The 25,359-nt window shown below is 70.0% G+C and carries 19 protein-coding genes; 9 read left to right on the top strand and 10 right to left on the bottom strand.

The window, feature by feature from the left end; translation table 11 throughout:
* Positions 1-17: 17 nt before the first annotated feature.
* Positions 18-2,054, bottom strand: a complete 2,037-nt coding sequence (locus MRBLWH11_RS01425) for a bifunctional aldolase/short-chain dehydrogenase (protein WP_341946432.1) — start codon at positions 2,052-2,054, stop codon at positions 18-20.
* 40 nt (positions 2,055-2,094) lie between these two features.
* Positions 2,095-3,261 carry an L-rhamnose isomerase gene (rhaI, locus tag MRBLWH11_RS01420; RefSeq protein WP_341946431.1) on the bottom strand — a complete coding sequence of 389 codons (1,167 nt, stop codon included), beginning with the start codon at positions 3,259-3,261 and terminating at the stop codon, positions 2,095-2,097.
* Positions 3,262-3,368: 107 nt separating this feature from the next.
* Between rhaI and MRBLWH11_RS01415 the strand changes: the two genes are divergently transcribed.
* Positions 3,369-4,151: a nucleotidyltransferase domain-containing protein gene (locus MRBLWH11_RS01415; RefSeq protein ID WP_341946430.1), complete on the top strand. Its 783-nt coding sequence runs from the start codon at positions 3,369-3,371 to the stop codon at positions 4,149-4,151.
* Positions 4,152-4,157: 6 nt separating this feature from the next.
* Here the strand turns inward: MRBLWH11_RS01415 and MRBLWH11_RS01410 are convergent, their stop codons facing one another.
* The 3 genes from MRBLWH11_RS01410 to MRBLWH11_RS01400 all read right to left on the bottom strand — a co-directional run bounded on the left by MRBLWH11_RS01410 (position 4,158) and on the right by MRBLWH11_RS01400 (position 7,366).
* Entirely contained in the window at positions 4,158-4,997 is an 840-nt protein-coding gene (locus MRBLWH11_RS01410; RefSeq protein ID WP_165808027.1) for a carbohydrate ABC transporter permease, read from the bottom strand.
* 68 nt (positions 4,998-5,065) lie between these two features.
* Positions 5,066-5,977, bottom strand: a complete 912-nt coding sequence (locus MRBLWH11_RS01405; protein ID WP_116634231.1) for a sugar ABC transporter permease — start codon at positions 5,975-5,977, stop codon at positions 5,066-5,068.
* A 72-nt stretch (positions 5,978-6,049) separates the two neighbouring features.
* Entirely contained in the window at positions 6,050-7,366 is a 1,317-nt protein-coding gene (locus MRBLWH11_RS01400) for an ABC transporter substrate-binding protein (protein ID WP_341946429.1), read from the bottom strand.
* A 289-nt stretch (positions 7,367-7,655) separates the two neighbouring features.
* Between MRBLWH11_RS01400 and MRBLWH11_RS01395 the strand changes: the two genes are divergently transcribed.
* Both MRBLWH11_RS01395 and MRBLWH11_RS01390 read left to right on the top strand, forming a co-directional pair.
* The gene (locus tag MRBLWH11_RS01395) at positions 7,656-10,193 is read left to right on the top strand and encodes a family 78 glycoside hydrolase catalytic domain (RefSeq protein WP_341946428.1); all 2,538 of its coding nucleotides are present in this window, start codon (positions 7,656-7,658) and stop codon (positions 10,191-10,193) included.
* Between the two features lie 57 nt (positions 10,194-10,250).
* Positions 10,251-11,258, top strand: coding sequence for a LacI family DNA-binding transcriptional regulator (locus MRBLWH11_RS01390; RefSeq protein WP_341946427.1), 1,008 nt, complete (start codon positions 10,251-10,253; stop codon positions 11,256-11,258).
* Positions 11,259-11,291: 33 nt separating this feature from the next.
* Here the strand turns inward: MRBLWH11_RS01390 and MRBLWH11_RS01385 are convergent, their stop codons facing one another.
* The gene (locus MRBLWH11_RS01385) at positions 11,292-13,928 is read right to left on the bottom strand and encodes a glycoside hydrolase family 78 protein (protein ID WP_341946426.1); all 2,637 of its coding nucleotides are present in this window, start codon (positions 13,926-13,928) and stop codon (positions 11,292-11,294) included.
* A 92-nt stretch (positions 13,929-14,020) separates the two neighbouring features.
* On the opposite strand from MRBLWH11_RS01385, the gene MRBLWH11_RS01380 reads away from it, so the two are divergent.
* Positions 14,021-14,884 (top strand): NAD(P)-dependent oxidoreductase, encoded by an 864-nt coding sequence (locus MRBLWH11_RS01380; protein WP_341946425.1) that lies wholly within the window; start codon positions 14,021-14,023, stop codon positions 14,882-14,884.
* Between the two features lie 38 nt (positions 14,885-14,922).
* On the opposite strand, the gene MRBLWH11_RS01375 is transcribed toward MRBLWH11_RS01380, so the two are convergent.
* Both MRBLWH11_RS01375 and MRBLWH11_RS01370 read right to left on the bottom strand, forming a co-directional pair.
* Entirely contained in the window at positions 14,923-15,882 is a 960-nt protein-coding gene (locus MRBLWH11_RS01375) for a DUF4862 family protein (protein ID WP_116634236.1), read from the bottom strand.
* Positions 15,883-15,885: 3 nt separating this feature from the next.
* Positions 15,886-16,770: an SMP-30/gluconolactonase/LRE family protein gene (locus MRBLWH11_RS01370; protein WP_341946424.1), complete on the bottom strand. Its 885-nt coding sequence runs from the start codon at positions 16,768-16,770 to the stop codon at positions 15,886-15,888.
* A gap of 77 nt (positions 16,771-16,847) precedes the next feature.
* Here MRBLWH11_RS01370 and MRBLWH11_RS01365 point away from each other — a divergent pair, with 77 nt between their 5' ends.
* The 5 genes from MRBLWH11_RS01365 (at position 16,848) to MRBLWH11_RS01345 (ending at position 22,825) form a co-directional block, all read left to right on the top strand.
* Positions 16,848-17,771 (top strand): aldo/keto reductase, encoded by a 924-nt coding sequence (locus MRBLWH11_RS01365; protein WP_341946423.1) that lies wholly within the window; start codon positions 16,848-16,850, stop codon positions 17,769-17,771.
* On the top strand, positions 17,768-20,761 hold the full coding sequence (locus MRBLWH11_RS01360) for a glycoside hydrolase family 2 TIM barrel-domain containing protein (protein ID WP_341946422.1): 2,994 nt from the start codon (positions 17,768-17,770) through the stop codon (positions 20,759-20,761). The genes MRBLWH11_RS01365 and MRBLWH11_RS01360 overlap by 4 nt, the downstream gene beginning before the upstream one ends.
* A 77-nt stretch (positions 20,762-20,838) precedes the next feature.
* Positions 20,839-22,080, top strand: coding sequence for a Fic family protein (locus MRBLWH11_RS01355; RefSeq protein WP_341946421.1), 1,242 nt, complete (start codon positions 20,839-20,841; stop codon positions 22,078-22,080).
* Positions 22,081-22,142: 62 nt separating this feature from the next.
* Positions 22,143-22,547, top strand: coding sequence for a VOC family protein (locus MRBLWH11_RS01350; protein WP_341946420.1), 405 nt, complete (start codon positions 22,143-22,145; stop codon positions 22,545-22,547).
* Positions 22,544-22,825, top strand: a complete 282-nt coding sequence (locus MRBLWH11_RS01345; protein ID WP_116634242.1) for a helix-turn-helix domain-containing protein — start codon at positions 22,544-22,546, stop codon at positions 22,823-22,825. The genes MRBLWH11_RS01350 and MRBLWH11_RS01345 overlap by 4 nt, the downstream gene beginning before the upstream one ends.
* A gap of 22 nt (positions 22,826-22,847) precedes the next feature.
* Here MRBLWH11_RS01345 and MRBLWH11_RS01340 read toward each other — a convergent pair whose 3' ends face one another.
* Entirely contained in the window at positions 22,848-24,107 is a 1,260-nt protein-coding gene (locus tag MRBLWH11_RS01340) for a four-carbon acid sugar kinase family protein (RefSeq protein ID WP_341946419.1), read from the bottom strand.
* Entirely contained in the window at positions 24,100-25,356 is a 1,257-nt protein-coding gene (locus MRBLWH11_RS01335; RefSeq protein ID WP_341946418.1) for a RuBisCO large subunit C-terminal-like domain-containing protein, read from the bottom strand. The genes MRBLWH11_RS01340 and MRBLWH11_RS01335 overlap by 8 nt, the downstream gene beginning before the upstream one ends.
* Positions 25,357-25,359 lie beyond the last annotated feature (3 nt).

The following is a 25,359-nucleotide window of genomic DNA, read 5'->3' as shown; positions in this document are numbered from 1 at the left end:
CCTCCCGACCGAGGAGGTCATCGCAGGAAGGCCGCGGCGACGCCGGAGTCGACGGGGATGTGGAGTCCGGTCGTGCGGCTGAGCTCGGGTCCGGTGAGCACGAAGACGGCATCCGCCACGTTCTCGGGCACGACCTCTCGCTTCAGGATCGTGCGGTTCGCGTAGTACTGGCCCAGGTCCTCTTCGGCCACGCCGTAGGTCGCGGCGCGGTTGGCGCCCCAGCCCGAGGCGAAGATGCCGGAGCCGCGCACGACGCCGTCGGGGTTGATGCCGTTCACACGGATGCCGTACTCCCCGAGCTCCACGGCCAGCAGCCGCACCTGGTGCGCCTGGTCGGCCTTGGTCGCCGAGTAGGCGATGTTGTTCGGGCCCGCGAAGACCGAGTTCTTCGACGAGATGTAGATGATGTCACCGCCGAGCTTCTGGTCGATGAGCGCCCGGGCCGCAGCCTTCGAGACGAGGAACGAGCCCTTCGCCATCACGTCATGCTGCAGGTCCCAGTCCTTCTCGGTGGTCTCCAGCAGCGGCTTCGAGAGGGAGAGCCCCGCGTTGTTCACGACGAGGTCGACGCCGCCGAACGCGAGCAGCGCCTGGTTCAGCGCGGCCTGGATCGCGTCGGCATCCGCCACGTTCGCCGCGACGCCGATCGCGACGTCGGTGTTCCCGAGCTCCGCCGCGGCGGCCTGCGCCTTCTCGAGGTCGAGGTCGGCGATGACGACGCAGGCGCCCTCCGCCGCGAGACGGGTGGCGATGGCCTTCCCGATCCCGGATGCCGCACCCGTGACGAACGCGATACGGCCCTGGTGGCTCTGGGGCTTCGGCATCCGCTGCAGCTTCGCCTCCTCCAGCGCCCAGTACTCGATGCGGAACTTCTCGGCGTCGGAGATGGGGGAGTAGGTGGACAGCGCCTCTGCGCCGCGCATCACGTTGATGGCGTTGACGTAGAACTCGCCGGCCACGCGGGCGGTCTGCTTGTTGGCGCCGTAGGAGAACATGCCGACGCCGGGGATCAGGACGATGAGCGGGTCGGCGCCCCGGATCGCGGGGGAGTCCGTCGACGCGTGCGCGTCGTAGTAGGCCTGGTAGTCGGCGCGGTACTCCTCGTGGAGCTCGTGCAGACGCGCAGTCTGCTCCTCGAGGGATGCCGTCGGGGGCAGGTCGAGGATCAGCGGCTTGACCTTGGTGCGCAGGAAGTGATCGGGGCAGCTGGTGCCGAGGGCGGCGAGAGCCGGCGCCTTCTCGGACGCCAGGAAGTCGAGCACGACGTCGGCGTCGGTGAAGTGGCCGATCTGGGGGCGGTCGTGCGAGGCGATGCCGCGGACGGTCGGGGCGAGGGCGGCGGCGCGCTCGCGACGCTCGCTCTCAGCCAGGGCCTCGTAACCGGCGCGGACGCCGCCGAAGGGCTCCGCCTTGCCGTGCGCGGCGATGTACGCGGCGGCCGTGTCGATGATCCAGAGGGAGTTCGCCTCGACCTCTTCGGAGGTCTCGGCCCACGCGGTGATCCCATGACCGCCCAGGATGCAGCCGATCGCCTGCGGGTTCTCGGCCTTGATCGCCGCGATGTCGAGTCCGAGCTGGAAACCGGGGCGCCGCCACGGCACCCAGACGACCTTGTCGCCGAAGATGGTGGACGTCAGCGCTTCGCCGTCGGCGGCGGTCGCGATCGCGATGCCGGAGTCGGGGTGCAGGTGGTCGACGTGCGCGGCATCCACGAGGCCGTGCATCGCCGTGTCGATCGAGGGAGCCGCGCCGCCCTTGCCGTGCAGGCAGTAGTCGAAGGCCGCGACCATCTCGTCCTCGCGCTCGAGCCCGGGGTAGACGTCCGTGAGCGCGAGCAGACGGTCGAGCCGCAGCACGGCGAGTCCGGACTCCTTCAGCGTGCCGAGGTCTCCGCCGGATCCCTTGACCCAGAGCAGCTCGACCGGCCGGCCGGTGACCGGATCGGTCGCCGCGCCCTTCGCGGAGGTGTTGCCGCCGGCGTAGTTCGTGTTCTTCGGGTCGGCGCCCAGGCGGTTCGACCGCGCGATGAGAGCGGCGGAGGTCGGGTTCGTCATCAGTCTTTTCCTCGGTTCGAAGGGTCGATGGGCGGGGCGCTCAGGCGCCCCAGCCGGCCTGCACGCCGCCCACGCGATCGGCGGCGATCTTCTGCTGGTAGCCGGATGCCGCGTACGCGGCCATCGGGTCGCCGGCGAGGCCGCGCGACTCGCGCCACTCGGCCAGGGCCGGACGCACGTCGGTGTAGAACGCGTCCATGAAGACGGCGTTCGCGGCGAGGACGTCGCCGGACTTCTGCGCCGAGGTCAGAGCGTCGCGGTCGACGAGCAGCGCGCGGGCCGTCATCTCCTGCACGTTCAGCACCGAGCGGATCTGGCCGGGGATCTTGTCCTCGACGTTGTGGCACTGGTCGAGCATGAACGCGACATCCGGGTTGTTCAACCCGCCGCCGCGGATGACCTCGAAGAGGATGCGGAACAGCTGGAACGGATCGGCCGCGCCGACGATCAGGTCGTCGTCGGCGTAGAAGCGGGAGTTGAAGTCGAACGACCCGAGCTTGCCGAGGCGCAGCAGCTGCATCACGATGAACTCGATGTTGGTGCCGGGCGCGTGGTGCCCGGTGTCGAGGCAGACCATGGCCTTGTCGCCGAGCGCGCTCACCTGGGCGTAGGACGTGCCCCAGTCGGGGACGTCGGTGTGGTAGAAAGCCGGCTCGAAGAACTTGTACTCCAGCACGAGGCGCTGGTCGTCGCCGAGGCGGTCGTAGATCTTCTGCAGCGACTCCTGCAGGCGGTCCTGGCGTCCGCGGAGGTCGGCCTGACCCGGGTAGTTCGACCCCTCGGCGAGCCAGATCTTGAGGTCGCGGCTGCCGGTGGCGTCCATGACGTCGATGCAGGCGAGGTGGTGGTCGATCGCCTTCTGCCGGATCGCCGCGTCCTCGTGCGTGAGGGCGCCGAACTTGTAGTCGTCGTCCTGGAACGTGTTGGAGTTGATGGTGCCGAGCGCGACGCCGTGGTCCTCCGCGTGCTTGCGCAGGTCGTCGAAGGAGTCGACGAGGTCCCACGGGATGTGCAGCGCGACCGAGGGAGCGAGGGCGGTGTAGGCGTTCACCTGCGCGGCATCCGCGATCTTCTCCCACGGATCGCGCGGCGTGCCCGGCGTGCCGAACACCTTGAAGCGGGTGCCGGAGTTGCCGAACGCCCAGCTGGGGAGCTCGATGCCCTGCTGCTCGAGAGCGGCGAGATTGTCGGTCGAGAGGATGCTCATGAGGCGCTGCCTTCGGTGTCGGCGCGGTCGACGTCGACCGCGTAATGAATCGTTTCAACAATAGGACGGATGAAAGGACTCCGCAACTGCGGCGATACGGTGTCGCTATGGAACATCAGGAACGCGCGCTGTCCGCGTACGTCGCGCAGGTGGCCGCCGACCCGCAGGTCCTCGGCGTGGTCCTCATCGGCTCGCTGGCGCGGGGGACGGAGCGGGACGACTCGGATGTCGACGTCTACCTCGTCGTCACCGAGGAGGCGTTCGCCCATGCCGGCGCCGAAGACCGATGGGCGTGGATCGATCGCCATGGCGTGGACTACCCGGGTTCGTACATCGACGTGAAGCTCGCCGACCTCGCCTATCTGCGCACGGCGGTCGATCGTGCCGACGACCCCACCAGGGCGTCGTTCGCCGGAGCGCGCGTCGCGTTCACCCGCACCGATGAGCTGGAGCCCCTCGTCCAGGCGGTCAGCGCCCTCGACGACGAGGTCTGGGCGGGCCGCGTCAGCTCGCACATCGCCCAGGCGCACCTGCACGGCGGATACTTCCTCCGGCAGGCCGAGGAGCGCGACGACCCCTTCCTGCTCCAGCACGCGGCCGTGCACCTGGCGTTCGCGGCGGCGCGCGCCGCGATCGCGGCCGACCACCGGCTGATGCCGGGGCCGAAGTACATCCACCGACTGGTCCGGGAGGTGCCCAGCGTCGACGGATTCGTCGCGGCCTGGGACCGCCTGGTCGCCGAGCCGTCCACGGCATCCGCGGAGGCGCTGACGACGATCCTGGACGACTGGCTGGGCGGCGGCCAGACGCGCGATGAATCCCTCTCGATCTTCATCCGCGACAACGAGCTCGCGTGGCTGCGCGGCACGACGCCGGCGGAGTACTTCTGACACCGGTCAGCCCTTGACGGCGCCGCTCGTCATGCCCGCCACGATCTGCCGGTTGAAGAAGATGTACATGACCAGCGGCGGGATGGTGATGAGCAGGATGTTCATGAACAGCAGGTTCCACTGGCTCAGACTCTGGCTCTGGAAGTTGTAGAGCGTCAGCTGCACGGTGGCGTTCGCATCGCCGGGCAGGAAGTAGAGCGGTCCGGTGAAGTCGTTGAACACCGCGACGGACTGCACCACGATCACCGTGATCGCGACGGGCTTGAGCAGCGGCATCACGACCGTGAAGAAGAGTCGCAGGGGACCTGCGCCGTCGATCACCGCCGCCTCGTCGAGCTCGCGCGGGATCGTCGAGATGAACGCGCGGAACAGCAGGATGCAGAAGCTCAGGCCGAACGTCGCCTCGATGAGGATCATGCCCGGCATGGTCTTGAAGAGCCCGATGCCCTGCAGAACCCAGATCGTCGGCACCACGGCGGGCGGGACGATGAGGCCGGCCAGCACGAAGACGTTGATCACGTGGTTCCAGCGCGACTTGCGGCGCTGCAGGATGTACCCGACCATGGCGGCGAAGACCACCATGATCGCGACGCTCGCCACGGTGAGAACCGTCGAGTTGATGAACGCGCGCACGAGCATCCAGTCGCGGGTCTCGAGGACCGTGACGACGTTCTCCCACAGGTACCAGCCCTGCGCCGGCAGCGAGAACTCGAACAGCGAGGCCTCTGCCGGGTTCTTCGCCGCCGTGAGCACGATGAACGCGAACGGGACGATGAAGACGATGATCGACGCGATGATCGCGATGATCCCCACCACGTAGCGGCTGAGGAACCGCCGTGGGGTCATCGGACGGCGGTCCTGGCGACGGATCCTCGCCTTCGACGCACCGGCCGTCGTGATGGTGCGGGTGAGGGTCATTGCTCCACCTGCCTCTTGTTGAGGATGTACTGGATCGGCACGATGATCGCGGTGACCACCAGGAAGAGCACCACGTTGCCCGCGGTGGACAGACCGTAGAAGCCCGCCTGGTACTGCTTGTAGATGACCGAGGCGATCACGTCGCTGGTGAAGCCGGGGCCGCCCTTGGTCATGGCCCAGATGAGCTCGAAGGACCGCAGTCCGCCGATCAGCGACAGCAGGATGACGGTCGCGGTCGCGGGCTGCACGAGCGGGAGCGTGATGTTCTTGAATCGCTGCCAGGCTCCGGCGCCGTCGACCTTGGCCGCCTCGAAGTACTCCTGCGGGATCGCGACGAGGCCGGCGATGAAGATGAGCGTCGCGATGCCCACGCCCTTCCAGACATCGACGAGCGCGACGGACATGAGCGCCCAGGCCGGATCGGTGAGCCACCCGGGCCCCTCGACGCCGATGAGCGACAGGCTCTGGTTGATGAGACCGTCGAACGGATCCATCAGCACCTTGAACGTGATGCCGATCCCGACGGTGGAGACCAGGACCGGGAAGAAGATCGTCGACCGCAGGTAGCCGCGGCCGAGGATGGAGCCCGTCAGCAGCAGCGCGAGTCCGAGCCCGAGGACCACCTTCAGGGCGGAGGTCACGAACCCGTAGACGAACGTGTTGACGAAGCCCTGCACGAGCATGGGCTCGGTGAAGAACTGGACGTAGTTGTCGAAGCCGATGAACTGGATGTCGAACAGCGACCAGCGGGTGAGGCTGAAGTAGAACGAGGCGAAGGTCGGGATGGCGAACAGGACGATGTAGAGCACCGCCGACGGGATATAGAACCACGTCGGGTAGGAGCTCCTGATTCCCTTTCGCCCCCGGGGCGAGGTCTTGGCGGCGGGTGGCGTCGCGATGGCGGTCATGGGTCTCTCCGTCGAGTGAGGTCGGCGGGTGCGGGCCCCGTGCAGGGCCCGCACCCCGGGATCAGTCGGCGATCACCAGCCGTCGAGACCCAGCTGCTGGGCCTGCTTCTTCACGTCCTCGTCGTAGAGTGCGGCGCCGTCCTCGGCGGAGCGGATGCCGCTGCCGACCTCGACCGTGATGTTCTCGAGGTTCGGTCCCTTGATGGGGGAGAGGAACTCGAGGGCGGGGTTCGTGTTGTCCTCGTCGAAGTACACCTGCATGTCCTTCAGCAGGCCGGGCACGTCGTCGCCGAGCTCGCAGGTGCTGATCGCGTAGGGTCCGGAGGGGACCATCGCGGTGTTCTGCACGTCGCAGCCGGCCGGCGAGTTGATGAACGCGACGAACTTCTTCGCCGCCTCGAGCTGTGCGCCCTCGGTGGTCTTCGGCACGTACACCGCGTTCGGGAGCCAGACGGTCAGCTTGGTGTCCTCGGCCTTCTGCGCCGGCAGCGGGAAGACGCCGACATCCTCGATCTGGTCGGGGAAGTTCTGCTGGAACGTCGAGACGATCCCGGTGAGGATCGGGTAGTGCGCGCCCTCGCCGGTCGCCACCATCCGCGCTCCGTCGTCGTAAAGGGCGGACGCGAAGTCCTCGTTCCACCAGCCCTCTTCGAATCCCTCCTGCTGGTTGGCGAAGCCGGCCAGCGCGGGCTCGTCGACGTACTTGCGCTCGCCGGCCGTGTACTCGCTGCCCCAATCGGCATCCTGCGCGAGCACGTTGCCGAAGTCGCCGAGCACGAACAGCTGGCTGGTCCACGTGTCGCCGTACGTCTGGATGACCGGGGTGATGCCTGCCGCCTTGATCGCGGCGTTGTTGGACGCGAACTCGTCCCACGACGTCGGGACCTCGAGGCCGAGATCGGCGTAGATCTTCTTGTTGTAGACGACGGCACCGGCCTGGGTCGCGCCGAACGGTGCGCCGTAGACGCCGTTCTCGGTCTCGACCACGGCCTTCATGGTGTCCTGCATGTCGCCGACCCAGGATTCGTCGGTGAGCGGGGCGAGGTTCTGGTCCGGGTTCAGCGCCTGGAACAGCGAACCGGAGTTGTACCAGAACACGTCGGCCATCTCGCCCGTGGCGAGCTTGGTCTTCATGAGGTTGTCGCCCTCGGTGCCGGCCGGCTGGGACTCCACCTTGACGGTGATGTCGGCGTTCTCCTCCTCGAAGGCCGCGATCATGGCCTCGGCGGATTCGACGTTCGTCCCCGCGTTCGGGACGAGGAAGGTGATCTCGACGCTGCCGTCGGCGCTCTCGCCTCCTCCGCCCGTGCTGCAGGCGGCGAGCGGGACGGCGAGGGCTGCGACGCCTGCTGCGGCGAGGAGAACCCTTCGACTACGGGTGTTGTCCATCCTTTACCTCCATGTAAAAGCTGACTCTTGTGACGATCTCTGCACTGAGAGCGTTCGGCGTCGAAGGGTTGAAACCATTCAACGTCGGTACCGTACGACGATCCGGAGTGAGAGTCAACGATTGTCACCGAATCGTCAGAACCTGCCTCCGGCTCCGGACGGGCGCTGCGGCGTCGCTCGGCATCCGGACCTTGACATCGGATCATGAATCGTTTCAGGATCGACTCGTGTGCCGCGATGAAGCGCACGCGGGGAATGATGACCGTGACCTGAGATGAAGGCGGGAAGAATGACTCTGACAGTGGCGCGCGTCGACGTGGACGCGCCGTACCGCAGCGATGCGGTCGCCGTGGCCGCTCCGGCGATCAGCTGGGCGACCGAGGCCTCCGTGCCGGGATGGACGCAGGATGCCGCGGAGCTCGAACTCACCGGCGACGGCGTGCAGACGCACGTCGTCAGCGGACGGGAGTCGGTCCGCATCCGCTGGCCGTTCCGCCCGCTGCGTCCGCGCGAGGAGGTGCAGCTGCGCGTGCGCGTGACCGGTGCCGACGGTGCGGTGTCGGAGTGGAGCGCCCCGCGGCGCATCGTCGCGGGCTTCCTCGCCGGCGGGGAGTGGCAGGCGAAGAGCGTCGGCGTCGCGGCCCCCGCATCCTCGGCGGAGCCGGCCGAGCTGCGACGCGTGGTCGCGCTCGACGGTGACGTGCGTCGCGCCACGCTGTATGCGACGGCGGTCGGCGTCTATCAGGTGTCGATCAACGGCGTCGATGTCGACGACCAGCTGCTGAAGCCGGGATGGACGCCGTTCCAGGCCCGCACGGTGCACGAGACGACCGACGTCACCGGACTGCTCTCTGCGGGCGAGAACACCATCGCGGTGCGACTCGCGGGAGCGTGGGCGACGGAACGCTACGGCTTCCGCGACGAGGCGGCCACGGTCTACGGCGATCAGCCCCGTTTCGCCGCGCAGCTCGTCATCGAATACGCCGACGGGCGCACCGAGACGATCGTGACGGATGCCGACTGGCAGAGCGCCCCCGGCCCGATCACGGCCAGCGGCCTGTATGCCGGGGAGGAGCACGACGCCCGCCTCGCCGCGTCGGCGTGGGCGCCGGTCGCGGTGGTCGAGGACGTGCCGGTGCCGGGCGCCCGCGTCTCGCCGTTCGTCCGGCGGATCGAGGAGCTCCCGGTCGTCGAGGTCATCACGACACCCTCCGGGAGGACGGTGGTGGACTTCGGGCAGAACCTCGTCGGGCGGCTGCGCATCCGGGTCGACGGCGAGGCGGGACAGGTGGTCACCCTGCGGCATGCGGAGGTGCTGGAGCACGGTGAGCTCGGCACGCGTCCGCTGCGCGCCGCCGCCGCCACCGACCGGTACACGCTGGCCGGAGGGGGTGTCGAGGTGTGGGAGCCCGAGTTCACCTTCCACGGATTCCGCTACGCCGAGATCGACGGCTGGCCGGGTGCCTTCGATCCGTCCGACGTCACGGCCGTCGTGATCCACAGCGACATGGAGCGCACCGGGTGGTTCGACACCTCGCATCCGCTCGTCCGACGGCTGCACGAGAACGTCGTGTGGGGTCTTCGCGGCAACTTCCTGTCGGTGCCGACCGACTGCCCGCAGCGTGACGAGCGACTCGGGTGGACCGGCGACATCCAGGTGTTCACGCCCACCGCGAGCTTCCTCTACGACGTACGCGGATTCCTCGACTCCTGGCTGCGTGATCTCGCGATCGACCAGGTCGACGGCGTCGTGCCGTTCGTCGTCCCGAACGTGCTCGGGCCGGCGCAGCCGGCTGCGGCCTGGGGCGACGCCGCGACCGTCGTGCCCTGGGTCCTGCATGAGCGGTTCGACGACCTCGAGACGCTCGAACGGCAGTACGACAGCATGAAGGGCTGGACCGATGCCGTCGTCGGGCTGTCCGGCGAGCGGCGGCTGTGGGAGGGGATGTTCCAGTTCGGGGACTGGCTGGACCCGGATGCTCCGCCGGAGCGGCCGGCAGACGCGAAGACGTCGGCCGACATCGTCGCGACCGCCTACGTGTTCCGCTCCGCCGACCTCACCGCGCGGACGGCCGCGCTGCTCGGCAGAGACGACGACGCGGCGGAGTACGCGCGGATCGCGGAAGAGGTGCGGCTCGCCTTCCTCGAGGCGTACGTCTCGGCAGAGGGGCGGATGACATCCGATGCGCAGACCGCCTACTCCCTCGCCATCGTGTTCGACATCGTGGATCCCGGGCGGCGGCAGGCTCTGGGCGACCGGCTGGCGGAGCTCACCGCGCAGGGTGACCACCGGATCGGCACCGGGTTCGTCGGGACGCCCATCATCGCGGACGCCCTCACCCGCACGGGGCACATCGATGTCGCGCAGCGGCTGCTCACGCAGACCGAGAACCCGTCCTGGCTGTACCCGGTGACGATGGGGGCGACGACGATCTGGGAGCGCTGGGACTCGATGCTGCCGGACGGCACGATCAACCCCGGCGAGATGACCTCGTTCAACCACTACGCGCTCGGGGCGATCGCGGACTGGCTGCACCGCACCCTCGCGGGACTCGCGCCCGCGGAGCCGGGATACGCGCGTCTCGCGATCGAGCCCCATCCGCTGGACGGGTTCGACTTCGCCGAGGCCGTGCACCTGACCCCGTACGGAGAGGCGCGCGTGCGATGGGAGCGTTCCGACGGCGGCGTCGTGATCGACGCGCAGGTTCCGGCGAACACCGAGGCGGATGTCGTGCTGCCGGATGGCCGACGGCACGTCGTCGGCTCCGGGAGTCACCGTTGGGTCTCGACCGCGGTGAGCGCGCGGCGAGCCGAGGACAAGGAGTAGGCGGGGCTGCGGCGTGCCGTACACTCGCGGACAGTGCACGACAGGAAGGGGCACCCGTTGGCAGTGAGCGTGCGCGAGGTGGCCGCGGCCGCCGGCGTCTCCGTCGGCACCGTCTCCAACGTCCTGAACCGGCCGGACAAGGTCGCCGAGGGCACCGTACAGCGCGTGCGCGACGCGATCGAGAAGCTCGGCTTCGTGCGCAACGACGCTGCGCGTCAGCTGCGCGCCGGTCGCAGCCGGAGCATCGGGCTCATCGTGCTCGACGCGGGCAACCCGTTCTTCGCCGACGTCGCCCGCGGCGCCGAGGCTCGCGCGGACGAGGACCACCTCTCGGTCCTGCTCGGCAACAGCGACGAGGATGCCGCGCGGGAGAACGGCTACCTCGATCTCTTCCGCGAGCAGCGGGTGAACGGGGTACTGATCACGCCGTCCTCCGACGATGTCGCCGGGATCCGGAGGCTCGCCGATGCCGGCACCCCGGTGGTCCTGGTCGACCACGAGATCCCCGGGAGCGGGTTCTGCTCCGTCTCCGTCGACGACGTCGAGGGCGGGTACCTGGCCACGAGGCATCTGCTCGACATCGGCCGCCGACGCATCGCCTTCCTCGCCGGCCCCGGTTCGCTCACCCAAGTCGCCAACCGTCTCGCGGGCGCGCGCCGGGCGGTCGCCGAGGTGCCCGAGGCCGAGCTCGAGGTGATCGAGGTTCCGGCGCTGACCGTCCTGCACGGACGGGAGGCCGGCGAGTCGATCGTCGCGAGGGCCGGGGCCCACCGTCCCGACGCGGTGTTCGCGGCGAACGACCTCCTCGCGGTGGGGCTGCTGCAGGCGCTCACGATCCTCGGGAGCGTGCGCGTGCCCGAGGAGATCGCGCTGATCGGCTACGACGACATCGACTTCGCGTCGGCCACGGTCGTGCCGCTGACGTCGATCCGGCAGCCGGCGCGGCTCATCGGACAGACGGCGGTCGATCTCCTGCTGCGGTCGATCGACGATCCCGATGGCGAGTACGAGCGAAACGTGCGATTCCGCCCCGAGCTCGTCGTGCGCGCCTCGACCGCCGGCTGACCCGCCGTCCGATGAACGACGGTCTCGCCGTCGTCAGCTCCGCGATTCGTCGCCGGATGCCGACAGGGTGCGAGCGCTCCAGGCACTTTCGATGCTGTGGCTGCCGCTGCCCACCTCGTGGCGCTCGCCGCCGGGGAGCTCCACGGTCGCAGTCGTGCCCGTCGGCACGGTGACATCGACCCGCAGTGATCCGCCGTCGACGCGCCAGGCGATCTCGGCCCGTCCGTAGGGCGTCTCGTGTGCGGCGCGCGCGTGCGTGAACCCGCCGCCCGGCTTCGGGGCGAAGCGGATCGACCGGTAGCCCGGGGCTGCGGGCGCGAGCCCGGCGACGGTCCGGTGCAGCCAGTCGGCCACCGCACCCAGGGCGTAGTGGTTGAACGACGTCATCGTGCCGGGGTTCACGGTGCCGTCGGGGCGGAGGCTGTCCCAGCGCTCCCAGATCGTCGTCCCGCCCTGCAGGACCGCGTAGAGCCACGACGGCGCCTCGGTCTCCAGGAGCAGGTCGTATGCGGCATCCGCGTGGCCGGTGACGGTGAGGGCGTCGGAGACGAGGGGTGTGCCGACGAAGCCGGTGGCGATGCGGTGCCCCGCCTCCTCCACGAGCTCGGCCAGACGGGCCCCCGCCGTCGCGAGATGCTCATCCGACACCAGCTCGAAGGCGATCGCGAGCGAGTAGGCGGTCTGCGCATCGCTGGTCATCCGGCCGTCCTCGCGTACGTAGGTCGCCGTGAACGCCGCGCGCACCTCGGCTGCGAGCTCCGCGTATCGCGCCCGGTCGTCGTCGTGACCCAGCACCTCGGCCATGCGGGCGACGCGGTCGGCGGAGCGGGCGAAGTACGCCGTCGCGACCAGGTAGCGGTCGGTCGTCGCATCCGCCGGGTCCTCGGGCGGGGCCGCGGGGTCGAGCCAGTCGCCCAGCTGGAAGCCCTCGTCCCAGAGCCGATCCTCGCCGGCGAGCCGTTCGAGCAGATCGACCCACTTCTTCGCACTCTCGTACTGGTCGCGGAGGATGCGGGTGTCCCCGAATCGCTCGTAGAGGGTCCACGGCGTGAAGGTCGCGACGTCGCCCCACGCCGCGCCGGGGCGGATCGGCGTCCACTGCTTGTCGGCGGGGATCACCGGGACGTACCAGGGAACCGTGCCGTCGGGCAGCTGCTCGATCGCGACATCCTTCAGCCAGCTCGAGAGCATCCCCGAGACGTCGTACAGGAAGGATGCGGTCGGAGCGAACACCTGCAGGTCGCCGGTCCAGCCGATCCGCTCGTCGCGCTGCGGGCAGTCCGTGGGGATGTCGAGGAAGTTGCCCCGCATGCTCCAGACGACGTTCTCGTGCAGTCGGTCGACCCGGGCGTTCGACGACTCGAACCACCCCGTGCGCTCCATGTCGGTGTGGTAGACCCGGGCGACGATGTCTCCTGCCGCGACCGCGGCATCGAGAGCGTCCGCGTCTCCGGGCCACTCGATCTCGGCGTACCGGAAGCCGTGGAATGTGAATCGCGGCTCCCACTCCTCGACGCCGTCTCCGGCGAGGACGTACTCGTCCGTCGACTTCGCGTCGCGGAGCGGGCGCGTGTAGATCTCGCCCTGCTGCAGCACCTCGGCGGTGCGGAAGCGCACGACGTCGCCCGCCTGCCCGGTGACGCGGAAGCGCGGACGCCCGACGAGGTTCTGACCGAAGTCGAGCACGCGCCGGCCGCTGGGTGTCGTGAGCAGCTCGATCGGGGCCACCTCCTGCGTGCAGCGGACGGGCGGGCCCTCCGGGGCGGTGAGGGTCGCGGGGTCGCGATGGGCCGCGACGACCCGGGACCAGCCGGCGGCGTCGAAGCCCGGACGCGACCAGCCCGCGATCTCGGCGGCGACGCGCGCGTCGTAGGTCTCGCCGTCGTAGTTCCCGGTGTGCAGGATCGGGCTCGGCGCCGCACGCCAGTCGCCGTCCGTCACGATCGTCTCGGTCGAGCCGTCGCTGTAGCGCAGCTCCAGCTGCGCCAGCAGCGAGAGGTCGGTGCCGAAGACGTTGCGGAAGCCTCCGCGCCAGCCCATGCGTCCGCGGTACCAGCCGTCGCCGAGCCAGGCCCCGATGGCGTTGGGCCCCTCGTCGATCGCGTCGGTCACGTCGTAGGTGTAGTAGCGGAGCTTCTGCCGGTACGGCGTCCAGCCGGGGGACATCGCATCGTCGCCGACACGGTTGCCGTTGATCTCGACCTCGTAGACGCCGTGCGCGGTGACGTAGAGGCGGGCCGACACGAGCCCTCCTCGCGCGGCGAAGTCCCGCCGCAGCACGGATGGACGGCGCTCGTCGCTGAGCGGGTTCTCGTTCCAGTTCGCGCCGACGGCCATCGCCGACCAGTCCCCGGGCTCGAGCAGCCCCGTCTCGACCGCGGCGGGTTCGCTCCAGTCCGAGATCGAGCCGTCGTCGCCCGAGACACGGACGCGCACGACCGCGCGTTCCCGCGAGGCGAGCGGATGCGACGGCCACGCGCGCAGGACCGAGTCGTCGTCGGTGGCGGAGGTGGTGGACACCTCGTCGCCGCGTGTCACCTCGAGTTCGTATGACGCCTGCCTCCATCCCGCCGGCGCCTGCGTCTTCCAGGAGATGCGGGGAGCGGATTCGCCGATGCCGAGGGCGTGGCGGTGGTGCTCGAACGTGGGCGCAGCGACGACGATGCTCATGAGTCTCCAGATCGGGGTGTGTCTCGATCATCGCGGATGAATTGACACGTTTCAAGTGTAGGCGGGAGGATAGGGGGAACGAAAGGATCCCCATGCGCGTCGTCGTCACCGGCAGTTCGGGAAAGCTCGGGCGTGCCACCGTGGAGCGGCTGCGCGCCGACGGCCACGAGGTCGTGGGATTCGACATCGTCGGCGAGCCGGGGTTCGGCTTCGTCCGGGTGGATCTGCAGGACTACGGGCAGGTGCTCGACGCGCTGCTCGGCGTCACGGCCCGCCACGACGGCTTCGACGCCCTCGTGCATCTCGCCGCGCTGCCCGTGAACGGACTCGTCCCTGATGCCGCCACGTTCACGAACAACATGAACGCCACGTTCCATGTGCTCCACGGCGCCCTCCGCGCCGGCATCCGCACCATCGTGCAGGCATCGAGCATCACGGCGATGGGCTTCCCCGACTTCGCGAATCTGACGTCGCTTCCGGTGGACGAGGGGTACGTCGAGGCGAACAACACGTACGCGCTGGGCAAGGTCGCCGAGGAGGCGATCGCCGCACAGCTCGTGCACTGGGTCGAGGGGACGAGCATCACCGCGCTGCGGTTCACCAACGTCGTCGCGGAAGGGGAGTACGCGACGTTCGAGCGGGCCGGTGCCGCCGACTACCGCCGCGACCTGCTCGGCACCTACGTCGACGCGCGCGATGCGGCCACCGCCGTCGCCCTCGCGCTCGAGCACGCGTCCCCCGGCTTCGAGGTCTACAACGTCGCGGCGTCCGACTCCGGGGCGTCGATGCCGACCGCCGAGTACGCGGCGCGCAACTACCCGGGGGTCCCGCTGCGGGAAGGGCTCGGCGAGTTCGAGACCCTGATGTCGATCGACAAGGCGCGCGACCGGCTCGGATTCGAGCCCGCCCACCTGTGGCGCGAGGAGTACGCGGCGGCACAGCACTCGGCCCCCTAGGCGGCTCCCGGAGCCGCGCCTTCGCCTATCGAGGCCCGTCATGGGCTCGGGGCGACGTGCGACCAGGCTCCGGCCAGAGTCCGCAGCGTGCCGAGGCCGGGTGCCAGTCTCTCGGCGAGGTTCGTCGGTGCCGCCGGCGCCCCGACCTTCACCCCCACCTGTCGGAGGCTCGCCGGCTTCGCGACGGCCACGGCATCGGCGAGAGCCGCCGCGGTGAGGAGCGACTCCGGGTCGACGTCGGCGACGGCCAGATGAACGTCCTCCCACGGAAGGCTGCGCGAAGTGGCCTGGTCCGACACGCCGGACACGGTGAAGCCCCAGAGCGTCCCCGCCGCACGCAGCCGCTCGAGGTGCTCGACGGCACCGCGCGGCATGCGCGTCTCGATGACCGAGCGGCCCCAGTTGACGGCCTGGCCGATGGCGGCGCCGCTGCGCTCGGTGGCCGTGCGCACGGCGTCGATCTCGTCGTCCAGCGACAGCCACCCCTTGGCCGGAGGGTGGGTCGACGTCGACGCATCCGAGTGCTCGACCAGAAGCCGCACGTCGGCCCAGTCCCAGCCGGCGATCTCGGTGAGCGACGCGGCGAGGTGCGTGCCGCCCGCTGCTCCGGTCGCGGCCAGGGGAGCGGACTGCAGCTCGACCGCGGTCACGGCGAGCGGACCGAGCGCCGCACGCAGCGCGAAGACCTCGTCGTGCAGCCGTGCCACGTCGTCGACGGCGCGACGGCGACCGCCCGCGTCGGCGGAGGCGAGTCCATAGGAGCGGTCCTCGGCGACGATCGCGAGCGTGTGCGGCATCGCGGTGACGATGTTCCGCCATCCGGGATCGAGCAGGGAGCGGAGTCGCTCGACGCCGCGCGGATGCAGGCCGTGCAGGAATCCGAGTTCGAGCCCGCCGATGAGCGGTTCCGCGCGGAGGAGGCGGTACCACTCGCCTTCCTCCTGCGCGGAAGCGGCGAGCTCGGCCGGAGCGGCGTTGTAGGCGGCGTAGGTGAACATCGCTCAGACCGCGGTCGTCGTGGTGCGGATCCGGTAGAGGCTCGTCGAGGCCGTGATGAAGAGGTCCTGGCCGTCGTCGCCGCCGAACGTGCAGTTCGAGACGGTCTCGGGTACGGCGACGTGGTGGAGCAGCTCGCCGTCCGGTGCGTAGACGTAGATCCCGTCGCCGGCCGAGCTCCAGAGCCGGCCCTCGCGGTCGACCGCGAACCCGTCGGAGGCACCGATCGGCGGCTTCGCGAACTCCCGTCCGTCGCCGACGACCGTCGCCCCGTCGACCTCGAACACGAGGACCTGCTGGGCCTCCGGGTGGTCGGCGTAGAACCCCGTGTCGGCGACGTAGAGCCGGGAGCCGTCGGGGGAGAACGCGATGCCGTTGGGATGCACCATGGTCGAGACGACCGGTTCCGCCTCGCCGGTGATGGGATCCCAGCGGAACACGAAGCAGGCGTCGTACTCGGAGGTGCCCGGGTGTCCTTCGCGACCGCTGGGGTGGATGCCGTACGGCGGATCCGTGAACCAGATCGCCCCGTCGGCTGCCACGGCGAGATCGTTCGGGGAGTTGAACCGGCCGCCGCTCCAGCGGTCGACGATCACCTCGGGTCCTGCCGCTCCCTCGCGCTCGATCGCGCGTCGGCCGTGGCTGCACTGCACGACCCGGCCCTCGTGGTCCAGTGCGCGCCCGTTCGTGTACTCGGCGGGCTGGCGGAAGGTCGAGACCTCGCCGGTGGCCGCATCCCACTCGAGGATGCGATCGTTCGGGATGTCGCTCCAGCGCAGTCGTCGGATCGCGGGCAGCCAGATCGGGCCTTCGCTCCACTCGGCGCCGTCGGCGAGGCGCTCGAGTTCGGCTCCTGACGCGATCAGACTCGGTGCGGATGCCGTTGACATGTGAATTCTCCTATGAATAAACTTGCGCTGAAACGGTTCAGAACCGACCGTAGCACTCGCGGCGAGGAGATCCCACGATGACGTCCCGGCAGCGGCCGACTGTTCTGGTGCTCGGCACCTCGGGGCTCGGCTCCGGCGACGAGGAGGCCGCGGTCGAGACCGCCCTGGTGCTGCTGCGCAGCGGACACCTCATCGACACCTCCAACAACTACTCCGGCGGATCATCCGAGCGCATCCTCGGACGGGCGCTCGCGGCCATGACTCCCGAGGAGCGCACCTCGGCAGCCCGCCGGATCCTCACGAAGGTCGATCGCGATCCGGAGACCGGTCGCTTCGACGCCGACCGCGTGCTGCGCTCGGTGGAGGAGAGTCTAGGGCGACTCGGCGTCGACGCGGTGCCACTGCTGCACCTGCACGATCCGTACGTCGTCACGGTCCGTGATGCTCTCGCGCCCGGCGGAGCGGTCTCCGCGCTCGTGCGACTGCGCGACGAGGGCGTGGCGGCCGCGATCGGCATCGCCGCCGGCCCCGTTCCCCTGCTGCAGCGCTATCTCGACAGCGAGCTGTTCGACGCGGTGCTCTGCCACAACCGCTACACGCTCGTCGATCGCAGCGCCGCATCGATGTTCCGCGACGCGCACGAGCGCGGCCGGCGCGTCTTCAACGCGGCGCCGTTCGGCGGCGATCTGCTGGCACGAGGGCCGAGAGAGGGTGCGCGGTACCACTACCGGCCGGCATCCGATGCTCTTCGCGACTGGACCGCGCAGGCGGACCTCGTGTGCGCCCGTCATGCGGTCTCCCTGCCGGCCGTCGCCCTCGCCCTCTCCCTGCGCGAGGAGATGATCGACGGCACGGTTGTCGGCGTCTCCTCGCCCGAGCGACTCGACGCCCTCCTGCGGCTCGCGGCCACGTCCATCCCCGACGCGGTGTGGGATGAGCTCGCCGCTCTCGGACCCGCGCCGTCGCCCATCGACGACAGCGGGTACGGAGCCGACGAATGACCGGTCGCTACTGGGAGAGCACTCTGCCCGGTGCCGGTCGGCGTGCGCCGCGCGCGGATGCCGTGAGCGACGCCGCGGTCCTCAGCCTCAACGGCACCTGGCGCTTCCGGCTGTCCCCGACCGCCGCCGGGACGGGTCACGGCTTCGTCGCGACGGACTTCGACGACACCGACTGGGACGAGATGCGCGTCCCCTCGCACTGGGTCCTCGAGGCCTTCACCCCGCTCGTCGGCGGCCCCGCGCGCCGCATGCTCGGCACGGAGGAGGGGCCGCTCTACACGAACACGGCCTACCCGATCCCGCTCGATCCGCCGTACGTGTCGACCGAGAACCCGACGGGCGACTACCGCCTGGTCTTCGACGTCCCCGCCGACTTCGGCCCTGCGGTGCTGCGGTTCCAGGGCGTGGACTCGTGCGCGAAGGTCTGGCTGAACGGCGAGGAGCTGGGCTGGTCGACGGGCAGCCGGCTGCCGTTCGAGTTCGACGCCCCCGTGCGCGCCGGCCGGAACGTGCTCGCGGTGCGGGTGCACCGCTGGTCGGCTGGCACCTACCTCGAGGACCAGGACATGTGGTGGCTGCCCGGCATCTTCCGCGACGTCGAGCTGATCTCGCGGCCGACGGGCGCGATCGATGACCACTTCGTGCACGCCGACTACGACCACGTCACCGGCCTCGGCACCCTGCGCGTCGACGCCTCGATCGATGCGGTCGTCGTGATCCCCGAGCTGGGGATCGAGATGCCGGCGGGGGAGACCGCGACCGTCTCCGTGGAGCCCTGGAGCGCCGACATCCCCCGTCTCTACCGTGGCACCCTGCGGGCGGCGGGAGAGACGGTCGAGCTCGCTGTCGGATTCCGTCGCGTCGAGATCGTCGACGGCGTGCTGCGCGCGAACGGGAGCGCGCTCACGTTCCGGGGAGTGAACCGCCACGAGCACCACCCGGACACCGGGCGAACGCTCGATCGCGAGACGATGATCCAGGACATCGTGATGATGAAGCGCGCGAACATCGACTCCGTCCGCACGAGCCACTACCCGCCGCACCCCGAGTTCCTGCGCCTGTGCGACGTGTACGGGCTGTGGGTGGTCCTCGAGGTCGACCTGGAGACCCACGGCTTCATCTACGAGGGCTGGGAGCACAATCCACCGGCGCTGCCGGAGTGGCGCGAGGCGATCGTGGATCGCCTCCGCCGCACGGTCGAGCGCGACAAGAACCACCCGAGCATCGTGGTCTGGTCGCTCGCGAACGAGAGCATGTCGGGAGACGGCTTCACCGAGATGCGCCGCTGGCTGTACGAGCGCGATCCGTCGCGGGTCGTGCTGTACGAGCGCGACCCGAGCTATCGCGACTCGGACTTCTACGCGCTGATGTACCCGTCGCTGGAGCTGCTCGAGAGCATCGGACGGCGCGAGGAGCCGCGCGGCGGCAAGCTCAGCATGCACGGCATGGTGTTCGACGACCCTGACGAGCCGCTTCCCGCCGGCGTGACCGAGGCCGAGGAGGAGCGCCGCCGCGGGCTGCCGTTCCTGCTGGTCGAGTACGCCCACGCGATGGGCAACGGACCCGGCGGCCTGCAGGATTACTGGCGGGTGCTCCGCGCGTACGACCGGCTCTGCGGCGGCTTCGTGTGGGAGTGGATCGACCACGGCATCAATGCGGTCGACGCCGACGGACACGCGTTCGTCCTGCAGAGCGAGGACATCGACTACGAGCCGCGCGGCGGCCGCTTCAGCCTCGACGGGCTGGTGCTGAGCGACCGCACCCCGAAGCCGGCCCTCGCCGAGCTCGCGAAGGCGCACGAGGTGATCGACATCGAGGTCGGCGAGCGGGTGCGCATCGCGAACGAGCGGCACGCGGCCGACACCTCCGACCTCGGGTTCCGCTGGTCCGTCGAGGCCGACGGGCGCGTCGTCGCGAGCGGAGTGCTCGATGTGCCGCCGATCGCGCGAGGGGAGCGCGTCGAGACCGCGATCCCGGATGCCGCGGCATCCGCTCTTCGTGCGACGGATGCCGTGCTGACGGTCGAGGCGGCGCTCGCGGCGGAGACGCTGTGGGCGCCGGAAGGCCATGTGATCGCCTGGGGGCAGAAGGTCGCGGAGCCGGTCGAGGAGGCCGCGCGGCCCGGGCGGGGCATCGCGGCGGTGGCCTCCCGCGACGGTGACGTCATCCGCGTCGGGGAGGCGTCGTTCGATGCCGCCACCGGCCGCCTGATCAGGCTCGGCGACCTGCCGATCGACGGCCCCTGGATCGACCTGTACCGGGCGCCCACCGAGAACGACCGAGGACAGGGCGACAACAACAACCTGGCGGCCGTGTGGCACGCCACCGGCCTGCATCGCCTGCTGCACCGCGTCGATGACGTCGCACTCGACGGCGAACGCCTCGTCGTGCGTGGGCGGACCGCGCCGCGCACGCACCCGCACGGCATCGCCTGGACGATGACGTGGGTGCCGGACGGTGAGGGCGTGCGCCTGGACACCACTGTCGACTTCGTGGGCCCCTGGGCGGACACGCCCTTCAAGCACCGGGACATCTGGGCGCCGCGGCTCGGCCTGCGCTTCGCCCTGCCCGCCGCGGCCGACCGGGTCGCGTGGTTCGGCCGCGGGCCGGAGGAGACCTATGTCGACTCGGTCGACGGCGCTCGCGTCGGCCGCTTCGAGCGCACGATCGACGCCCTGCAGACGCCGTATCCGATCCCACAGGAGAACGGCAACCACACGCAGACGCGGTGGCTGGAACTCTCGGCAGAAGGCATGCCCACGCTGCGCGTCGACGGCGAGCCCTTCGACTTCACGGCGCGACGATGGACCTCGGAGCAGCTCGAGGCTGCGCGTCGCCCGAGCGAACTCGTCGCGGGCGACCGGGTGTGGCTGAACCTCGACCATGGGCAGCAGGGGATCGGCTCGGCATCCGTCGGCCCGGCTCTCCCCGAACGGTACCGCGTTCCGCGAGAGCGCACCGCGTGGAGCGTGCGGCTGTCCGTCGTGTGACACCCCCAGAGGCCAAGTGTTGGCGCGGACGGCGCATACCAACACTTACGGCTCTAAGTGTTGGTAATATCGCTGGTATGCCCACGGCTTCCCCGACCATGCGAATCTCCGTCGACGCTGTCGCGCACGAGAGTCTTCACTGGACGCCGCGCGCGCCCGAGATGTACTCGCGAGCCGAGGTCGAACGGCAGACGGGGTCGTATGAAGCGACGATCACTGCACGGCTCGCGGAGTGGCGCCCTCGGATATCCGCCGAAGACGCGGCGGACATCGAGGATGCGACCCGTCGCCTGGTCGCCTTCGACGACCACGCCCAGCGCAGGCTCGGCATGGGCAGTCCTGTCCTCGGGCCGATGGCGGCGATCCTGCTGCGCACCGAATCCGCGTCGAGCTCGCAGATCGAGCAGCTGACGACATCCGCAAAGCAACTCGCCCTCGCCGAGATCGACGAAGGGGGGAAGAGCAACGCGCTCACTGTCATCGGCAATGTCCGTGCAATGGAAGCGGCTCTGGCGCTCTCTGCAGACATCACGGAAGACGCCATCCTCCAGATGCACGCAGCGCTCCTTCGGCATCAGGTCGGATCCGAGCAGGACGCCGGCCAGTACCGCCAGGAGCAGGTCTGGATCGGGGTGGGGGATGCAGGTCCGCGCCTGGCCGAGTTCGTCGCGCCTCACCAGCAGCGGATTCCCGCCGCGATGGCCGACCTCATCCGATTCGTCCAGCGGCAGGACCTCTCCATCCTGGTCCAGGTCGCCGTCGCGCACGCACAATTCGAGACCATTCATCCGTTCGTCGACGGCAACGGCCGAACCGGCCGTGCACTGGCGCAGTCGATCCTGCGGAACAAGGGGCTGGTCGGCTCGACAGCGGTGCCGATCTCCGCAGGCCTCCTCCTGGACACGGGAAGCTACTTCGCAGCCCTCACCTCTTTTCGTGAGGGGGATGCGGGGCCGATCATCCGGGCGTTCGCCGCCGCGAGCCGTATCGCTGCGACGACGGGAACGCAGCTCGTCGATGATCTCGTCGCCGAGCTGGACGGATCGCGCAGCCGGATGCAGGGCCTCCGCGCCGACGCCGCAGCGTGGAGGCTGCTGCCCGCACTGGTCGGCCAGCCTGCTGTGAACACGCAGTACCTCGTGGACACGCTCGGCTTCGGCGAGATGGCAGCTCTGCGCGCGCTGGGCGCGCTCGCCGACCGAGGAGTGCTCGTCGAGACGACCGGCAGGGGGCGCAATCGTGTGTGGCAGCACCGAGGGATACTCCGTGTCCTCGACGGATACGCCACGAAGATCCGCCGGATGACGCCCGTCAGGTAGATCCGCTCGCTCGACGCTGACCCCCTCTTGACGCCGTACTTGTATTTTGCAAGTATGAGCGCATGAGCCTCTTCATCACCTGCCCGGTCGAGAGCGTCGAACGCGCGACCGCCTTCTACACCGCCCTCGGCTGGACCCTCAATGCCGAGATGTCGGATCACAACGTGTCGTGCTTCGCGATCGCGCCCGAGCAGTACGTCATGCTCGGCAGCCGCGAGATGTACGCGAGCGTCGGAGGAGTCGAGGAGCTCATCGGCGGCCCCGACACCCCCTCCAAGGTCACGGTCTCGTTCGACCTCGGCAGCCGCGAGGCGGTCGACGAGTTCGTCGAGCGCGCCGGTGCCGCCGGTGGACGCATCGGCGACACCGACGACTACCCCTTCATGTACCAGCGCCAGTTCGACGATCCCGACGGCTACCACTACTCCCCGTTCTGGATGAAGCCGGCGGACGAACCCGCGGCGTGAGCGATCTCGCCGCGGCCCTCGACATCGTCGGCGCGCGGTGGGCGCTGCTCATCGTGGAGCGGCTGCTCGACGGCCCGCAGCGCTACGGCGACCTGCAGCGCGACCTCGGTGCGCCGACGAACATGCTCGCGACGCGTCTGCGCGAACTCGAAGCGGCCGGCGTGCTGACGCGGCTGCCTCTCCGGCACAACACCCGCGCCTACGCGCTGACCGAGCGCGGCCTGGCCCTGAGCGAGGCGATCACCGCTCTGGGACGCTGGGGCGCGGGGGACGACTAGCGAATCGAGTGCCCCTTCGGGCTCAGCCGTCGAGCGCGGCCACGTCGAGGAACAGCGTGTCGGCACCGACCTGGCCGCCCTTGAGCAGCAGTTCCAGCCGGTCGATCGCGGGGTCCGCGGCGTGCGGCCGCAGCAGCACGACATTGCCCCACGGATTCGCGGCGATGGAGAGCGCCTCGATGCCGAGCAATCGAGTGATGCGACTGGACGTGTCACCGCCGCACACGATCACGCGGCGGGAGGCCCGCGCCTGTGCAGCGGCATGGACGATGATCGCCGATGCCTCCGCGATCGCCTCGAGGATCGGACGGTCGCCGACCGCCGACACCTCGGCGTCGGCGGACGTGAAGACCACCCCGCGGCCGGACGTGAGCGCAGCCACGGCATCCTGGGCGGCCTCGGCGGCGCCGGCGAGGTCGAGGGGCAGCGGCCGCACCAGCCACCCGGCCGCCGCGGCGGCCTCGGCCTGACGGCGCGTCTGCGGCGAGCGGCTGCCCGAGACGACCAGCACCGCTCCCGCGGCGGGCGTCGCGACGGGAACCGCCGCGCTCATGCCGGGGGCGGCTGCGGCGATGCCCTGCGAGAGACCGCCGGAGCCGATCGCGAACACGGGTGCGGAGAGGTCGCGCAGGGCGGTGCCGACAGTGACGAGGTCGGCGTCGGTCACGGCATCCAGCACGACTCCGGCCACGTCTGCGTCGCGCAGGCGCTGGGCGAGGTCCGCGTACGCGGTCAGCGGCAGGGCTCCCACGGGCAGGGCGGTCTGCCGGCCGATGTGGATCGCCAGGTCGGCCTCGGTCATCGGGGTCGACGGGTGGGTCGACATGGTCGGCTGGCGGTCGAGACGATGGACGACGCCGTTCTCCGACGCGAAGTGCGTGCCGAACAGGGTGAAGCGCCCGAAGTCCGGCTGGGCGAACAGCATCGGCACCGGGCGCGGTGCGACGATCTCGCGCCCGATCTCGATCACGCGTCCGAGGCTGCCCACCTCCGGCGCGGAGTCCGCGGTGGAGCAGGCCTTGTACTGCACGATCGGAGCGCCGGTCGCGACCAGCGCCTGAAGCGCGGGGGTGACCTCGGCATCCATCCGCTCCGGCGGGAGCGAACGCGCGATGCCCGCGATCCCGACCACGTCGACCTCGCGCGCAGCCGCGTGCAGCGCTGCGGGCGTCGGGAGCGTGGTGAAGAGTCGGCCCGACCATCCGCGCCGCGCGAACTGCAGCAGCGCGTCGACGCTCCCGGTGAAGTCGTCGCCGTAGAACGCCGCGCGGATCTCAGACACGGACGGGGCCGAACACCTCGGTCGCCCGCCGCAGGGCGCCGGACCGCTCGACGGCCTCCTGCGCCGACTCGCCCCTCGCGGCGGATGCCCAGGCGTCGCGCATGCTGCTCACGCCGGCCGCCGCGCCGTCGGGGTGGCCGTGGATGCCGCCGCCGGCGAGGACCAGCAGATCCGTCGTGCCGACCGCGCGGTACGTGGCGTGCGCGAGCCCGCCCCACTGGCCGCTCGAGAGCACGGGAACGGTCGGGGCGATGCCCAGAAGCGGTTCGCGGACCGCGGCGATGGAGTCGAGCACCTCGTCGTCCGTCTCATAGAACTTGTTGCTGATGCCGTTGGTGTGCAGATGATCCGCACCCGAGAGGCGGGCGATCTTCTGCCACGCGCGAAAGCCTATCCCGACCTGCTCCGACCGGCCGATCGCCCCGAACATCGTGCGGTGCCCGTGGATGGGGACCGCCGTGTGCGCGCTGAGGAACTCGAGACCCGTGAGGCCGACGAGGTTGACGCACGCCATGACGCAGGTGCCGCCGGCGGCGACCACCAGATCGTGGTTCGCCTCGAGGCGTGAGATGTCGTCGGTGATGTTGAACGCGTACATCGGCATGCGGCCGGTGCGGTCGGCGTATCGGTGCAGCACCGGCATGACCGCGGCCACGCGTGCGGACAGCGGCGAGGACGGACCGTTCCCCTGCAGCTCGTCGTCCTTGATGAAGTCGATGCCCGCCTCGGCGAGCTCTCCGACGACTTCGGCGAGCTCGGTCGGGGCGAGTCCGATACTGGGCTTGATGATCGTGCCGATCATCGCGCCGTCGGATGCACCCATCAGCCGACGCGTGCCCTCCACGCCGAAGCGGGGGCCGTGGTAGCGCTCCGCGAAGGCGGCAGGCAGATCGAGGTCGATCAGGCGCACCGCGGAGAGCTCCTTGATCTCGAAGAGGTTTCCGGCGACGGCCGCGAGCAGGTTCGGGAGCGACGGCCCGAAGTTGTCGAGCGGGAAGCGCAGCCGCAGCACGGCCCTGCGCCGCCCCGCGGGATCGCCGACCGCGCCGGGCAGCGGGGAGGATCCGGTGAGAGGGATCTCCTGAAGGGACTCGACCTGGGCGGCGAACCGGGCCCGGAGGTCGTCGGACTCCCGCTGCACGCGGACGAACGTGCCGGTGGACTGCTCGCCGGCCAGCACCTCGGCCGCGTGCTGCAGCGGAAGAGAGGTCTCGATGACATACGTCGCGATGACGTGGTGCGTGCTCATGCG

This window comes from Microbacterium sp. LWH11-1.2 (assembly GCF_038397745.1).
Lineage (GTDB): Bacteria > Actinomycetota > Actinomycetes > Actinomycetales > Microbacteriaceae > Microbacterium.
This window is presented reverse-complemented; position numbering and strand designations above follow the sequence as displayed.

Bases quoted from the DNA above. Each gene is read 5' to 3' on its own strand.
- MRBLWH11_RS01380 (WP_341946425.1), top strand. From the start codon at position 14,021: ATGCGCGTCGTCGTCACCGGCAGTTCGGGAAAGCTCGGGCGTGCCACC.
- MRBLWH11_RS01355 (WP_341946421.1), top strand. From the start codon at position 20,839: ATGCCCACGGCTTCCCCGACCATGCGAATCTCCGTCGACGCTGTCGCG.
- MRBLWH11_RS01365 (WP_341946423.1), top strand. From the start codon at position 16,848: ATGACGTCCCGGCAGCGGCCGACTGTTCTGGTGCTCGGCACCTCGGGG.
- MRBLWH11_RS01415 (WP_341946430.1), top strand. From the start codon at position 3,369: ATGGAACATCAGGAACGCGCGCTGTCCGCGTACGTCGCGCAGGTGGCC.
- MRBLWH11_RS01360 (WP_341946422.1), top strand. From the start codon at position 17,768: ATGACCGGTCGCTACTGGGAGAGCACTCTGCCCGGTGCCGGTCGGCGT.
- MRBLWH11_RS01410 (WP_165808027.1), bottom strand. From the start codon at position 4,997: ATGACCCCACGGCGGTTCCTCAGCCGCTACGTGGTGGGGATCATCGCG.
- MRBLWH11_RS01385 (WP_341946426.1), bottom strand. From the start codon at position 13,928: ATGAGCATCGTCGTCGCTGCGCCCACGTTCGAGCACCACCGCCACGCC.
- MRBLWH11_RS01395 (WP_341946428.1), top strand. From the start codon at position 7,656: ATGACTCTGACAGTGGCGCGCGTCGACGTGGACGCGCCGTACCGCAGC.
- MRBLWH11_RS01405 (WP_116634231.1), bottom strand. From the start codon at position 5,977: ATGACCGCCATCGCGACGCCACCCGCCGCCAAGACCTCGCCCCGGGGG.
- MRBLWH11_RS01350 (WP_341946420.1), top strand. From the start codon at position 22,143: ATGAGCCTCTTCATCACCTGCCCGGTCGAGAGCGTCGAACGCGCGACC.
- MRBLWH11_RS01375 (WP_116634236.1), bottom strand. From the start codon at position 15,882: ATGTTCACCTACGCCGCCTACAACGCCGCTCCGGCCGAGCTCGCCGCT.
- rhaI (WP_341946431.1), bottom strand. From the start codon at position 3,261: ATGAGCATCCTCTCGACCGACAATCTCGCCGCTCTCGAGCAGCAGGGC.
- MRBLWH11_RS01425 (WP_341946432.1), bottom strand. From the start codon at position 2,054: ATGACGAACCCGACCTCCGCCGCTCTCATCGCGCGGTCGAACCGCCTG.
- MRBLWH11_RS01335 (WP_341946418.1), bottom strand. From the start codon at position 25,356: ATGAGCACGCACCACGTCATCGCGACGTATGTCATCGAGACCTCTCTT.
- MRBLWH11_RS01370 (WP_341946424.1), bottom strand. From the start codon at position 16,770: ATGTCAACGGCATCCGCACCGAGTCTGATCGCGTCAGGAGCCGAACTC.
- MRBLWH11_RS01400 (WP_341946429.1), bottom strand. From the start codon at position 7,366: ATGGACAACACCCGTAGTCGAAGGGTTCTCCTCGCCGCAGCAGGCGTC.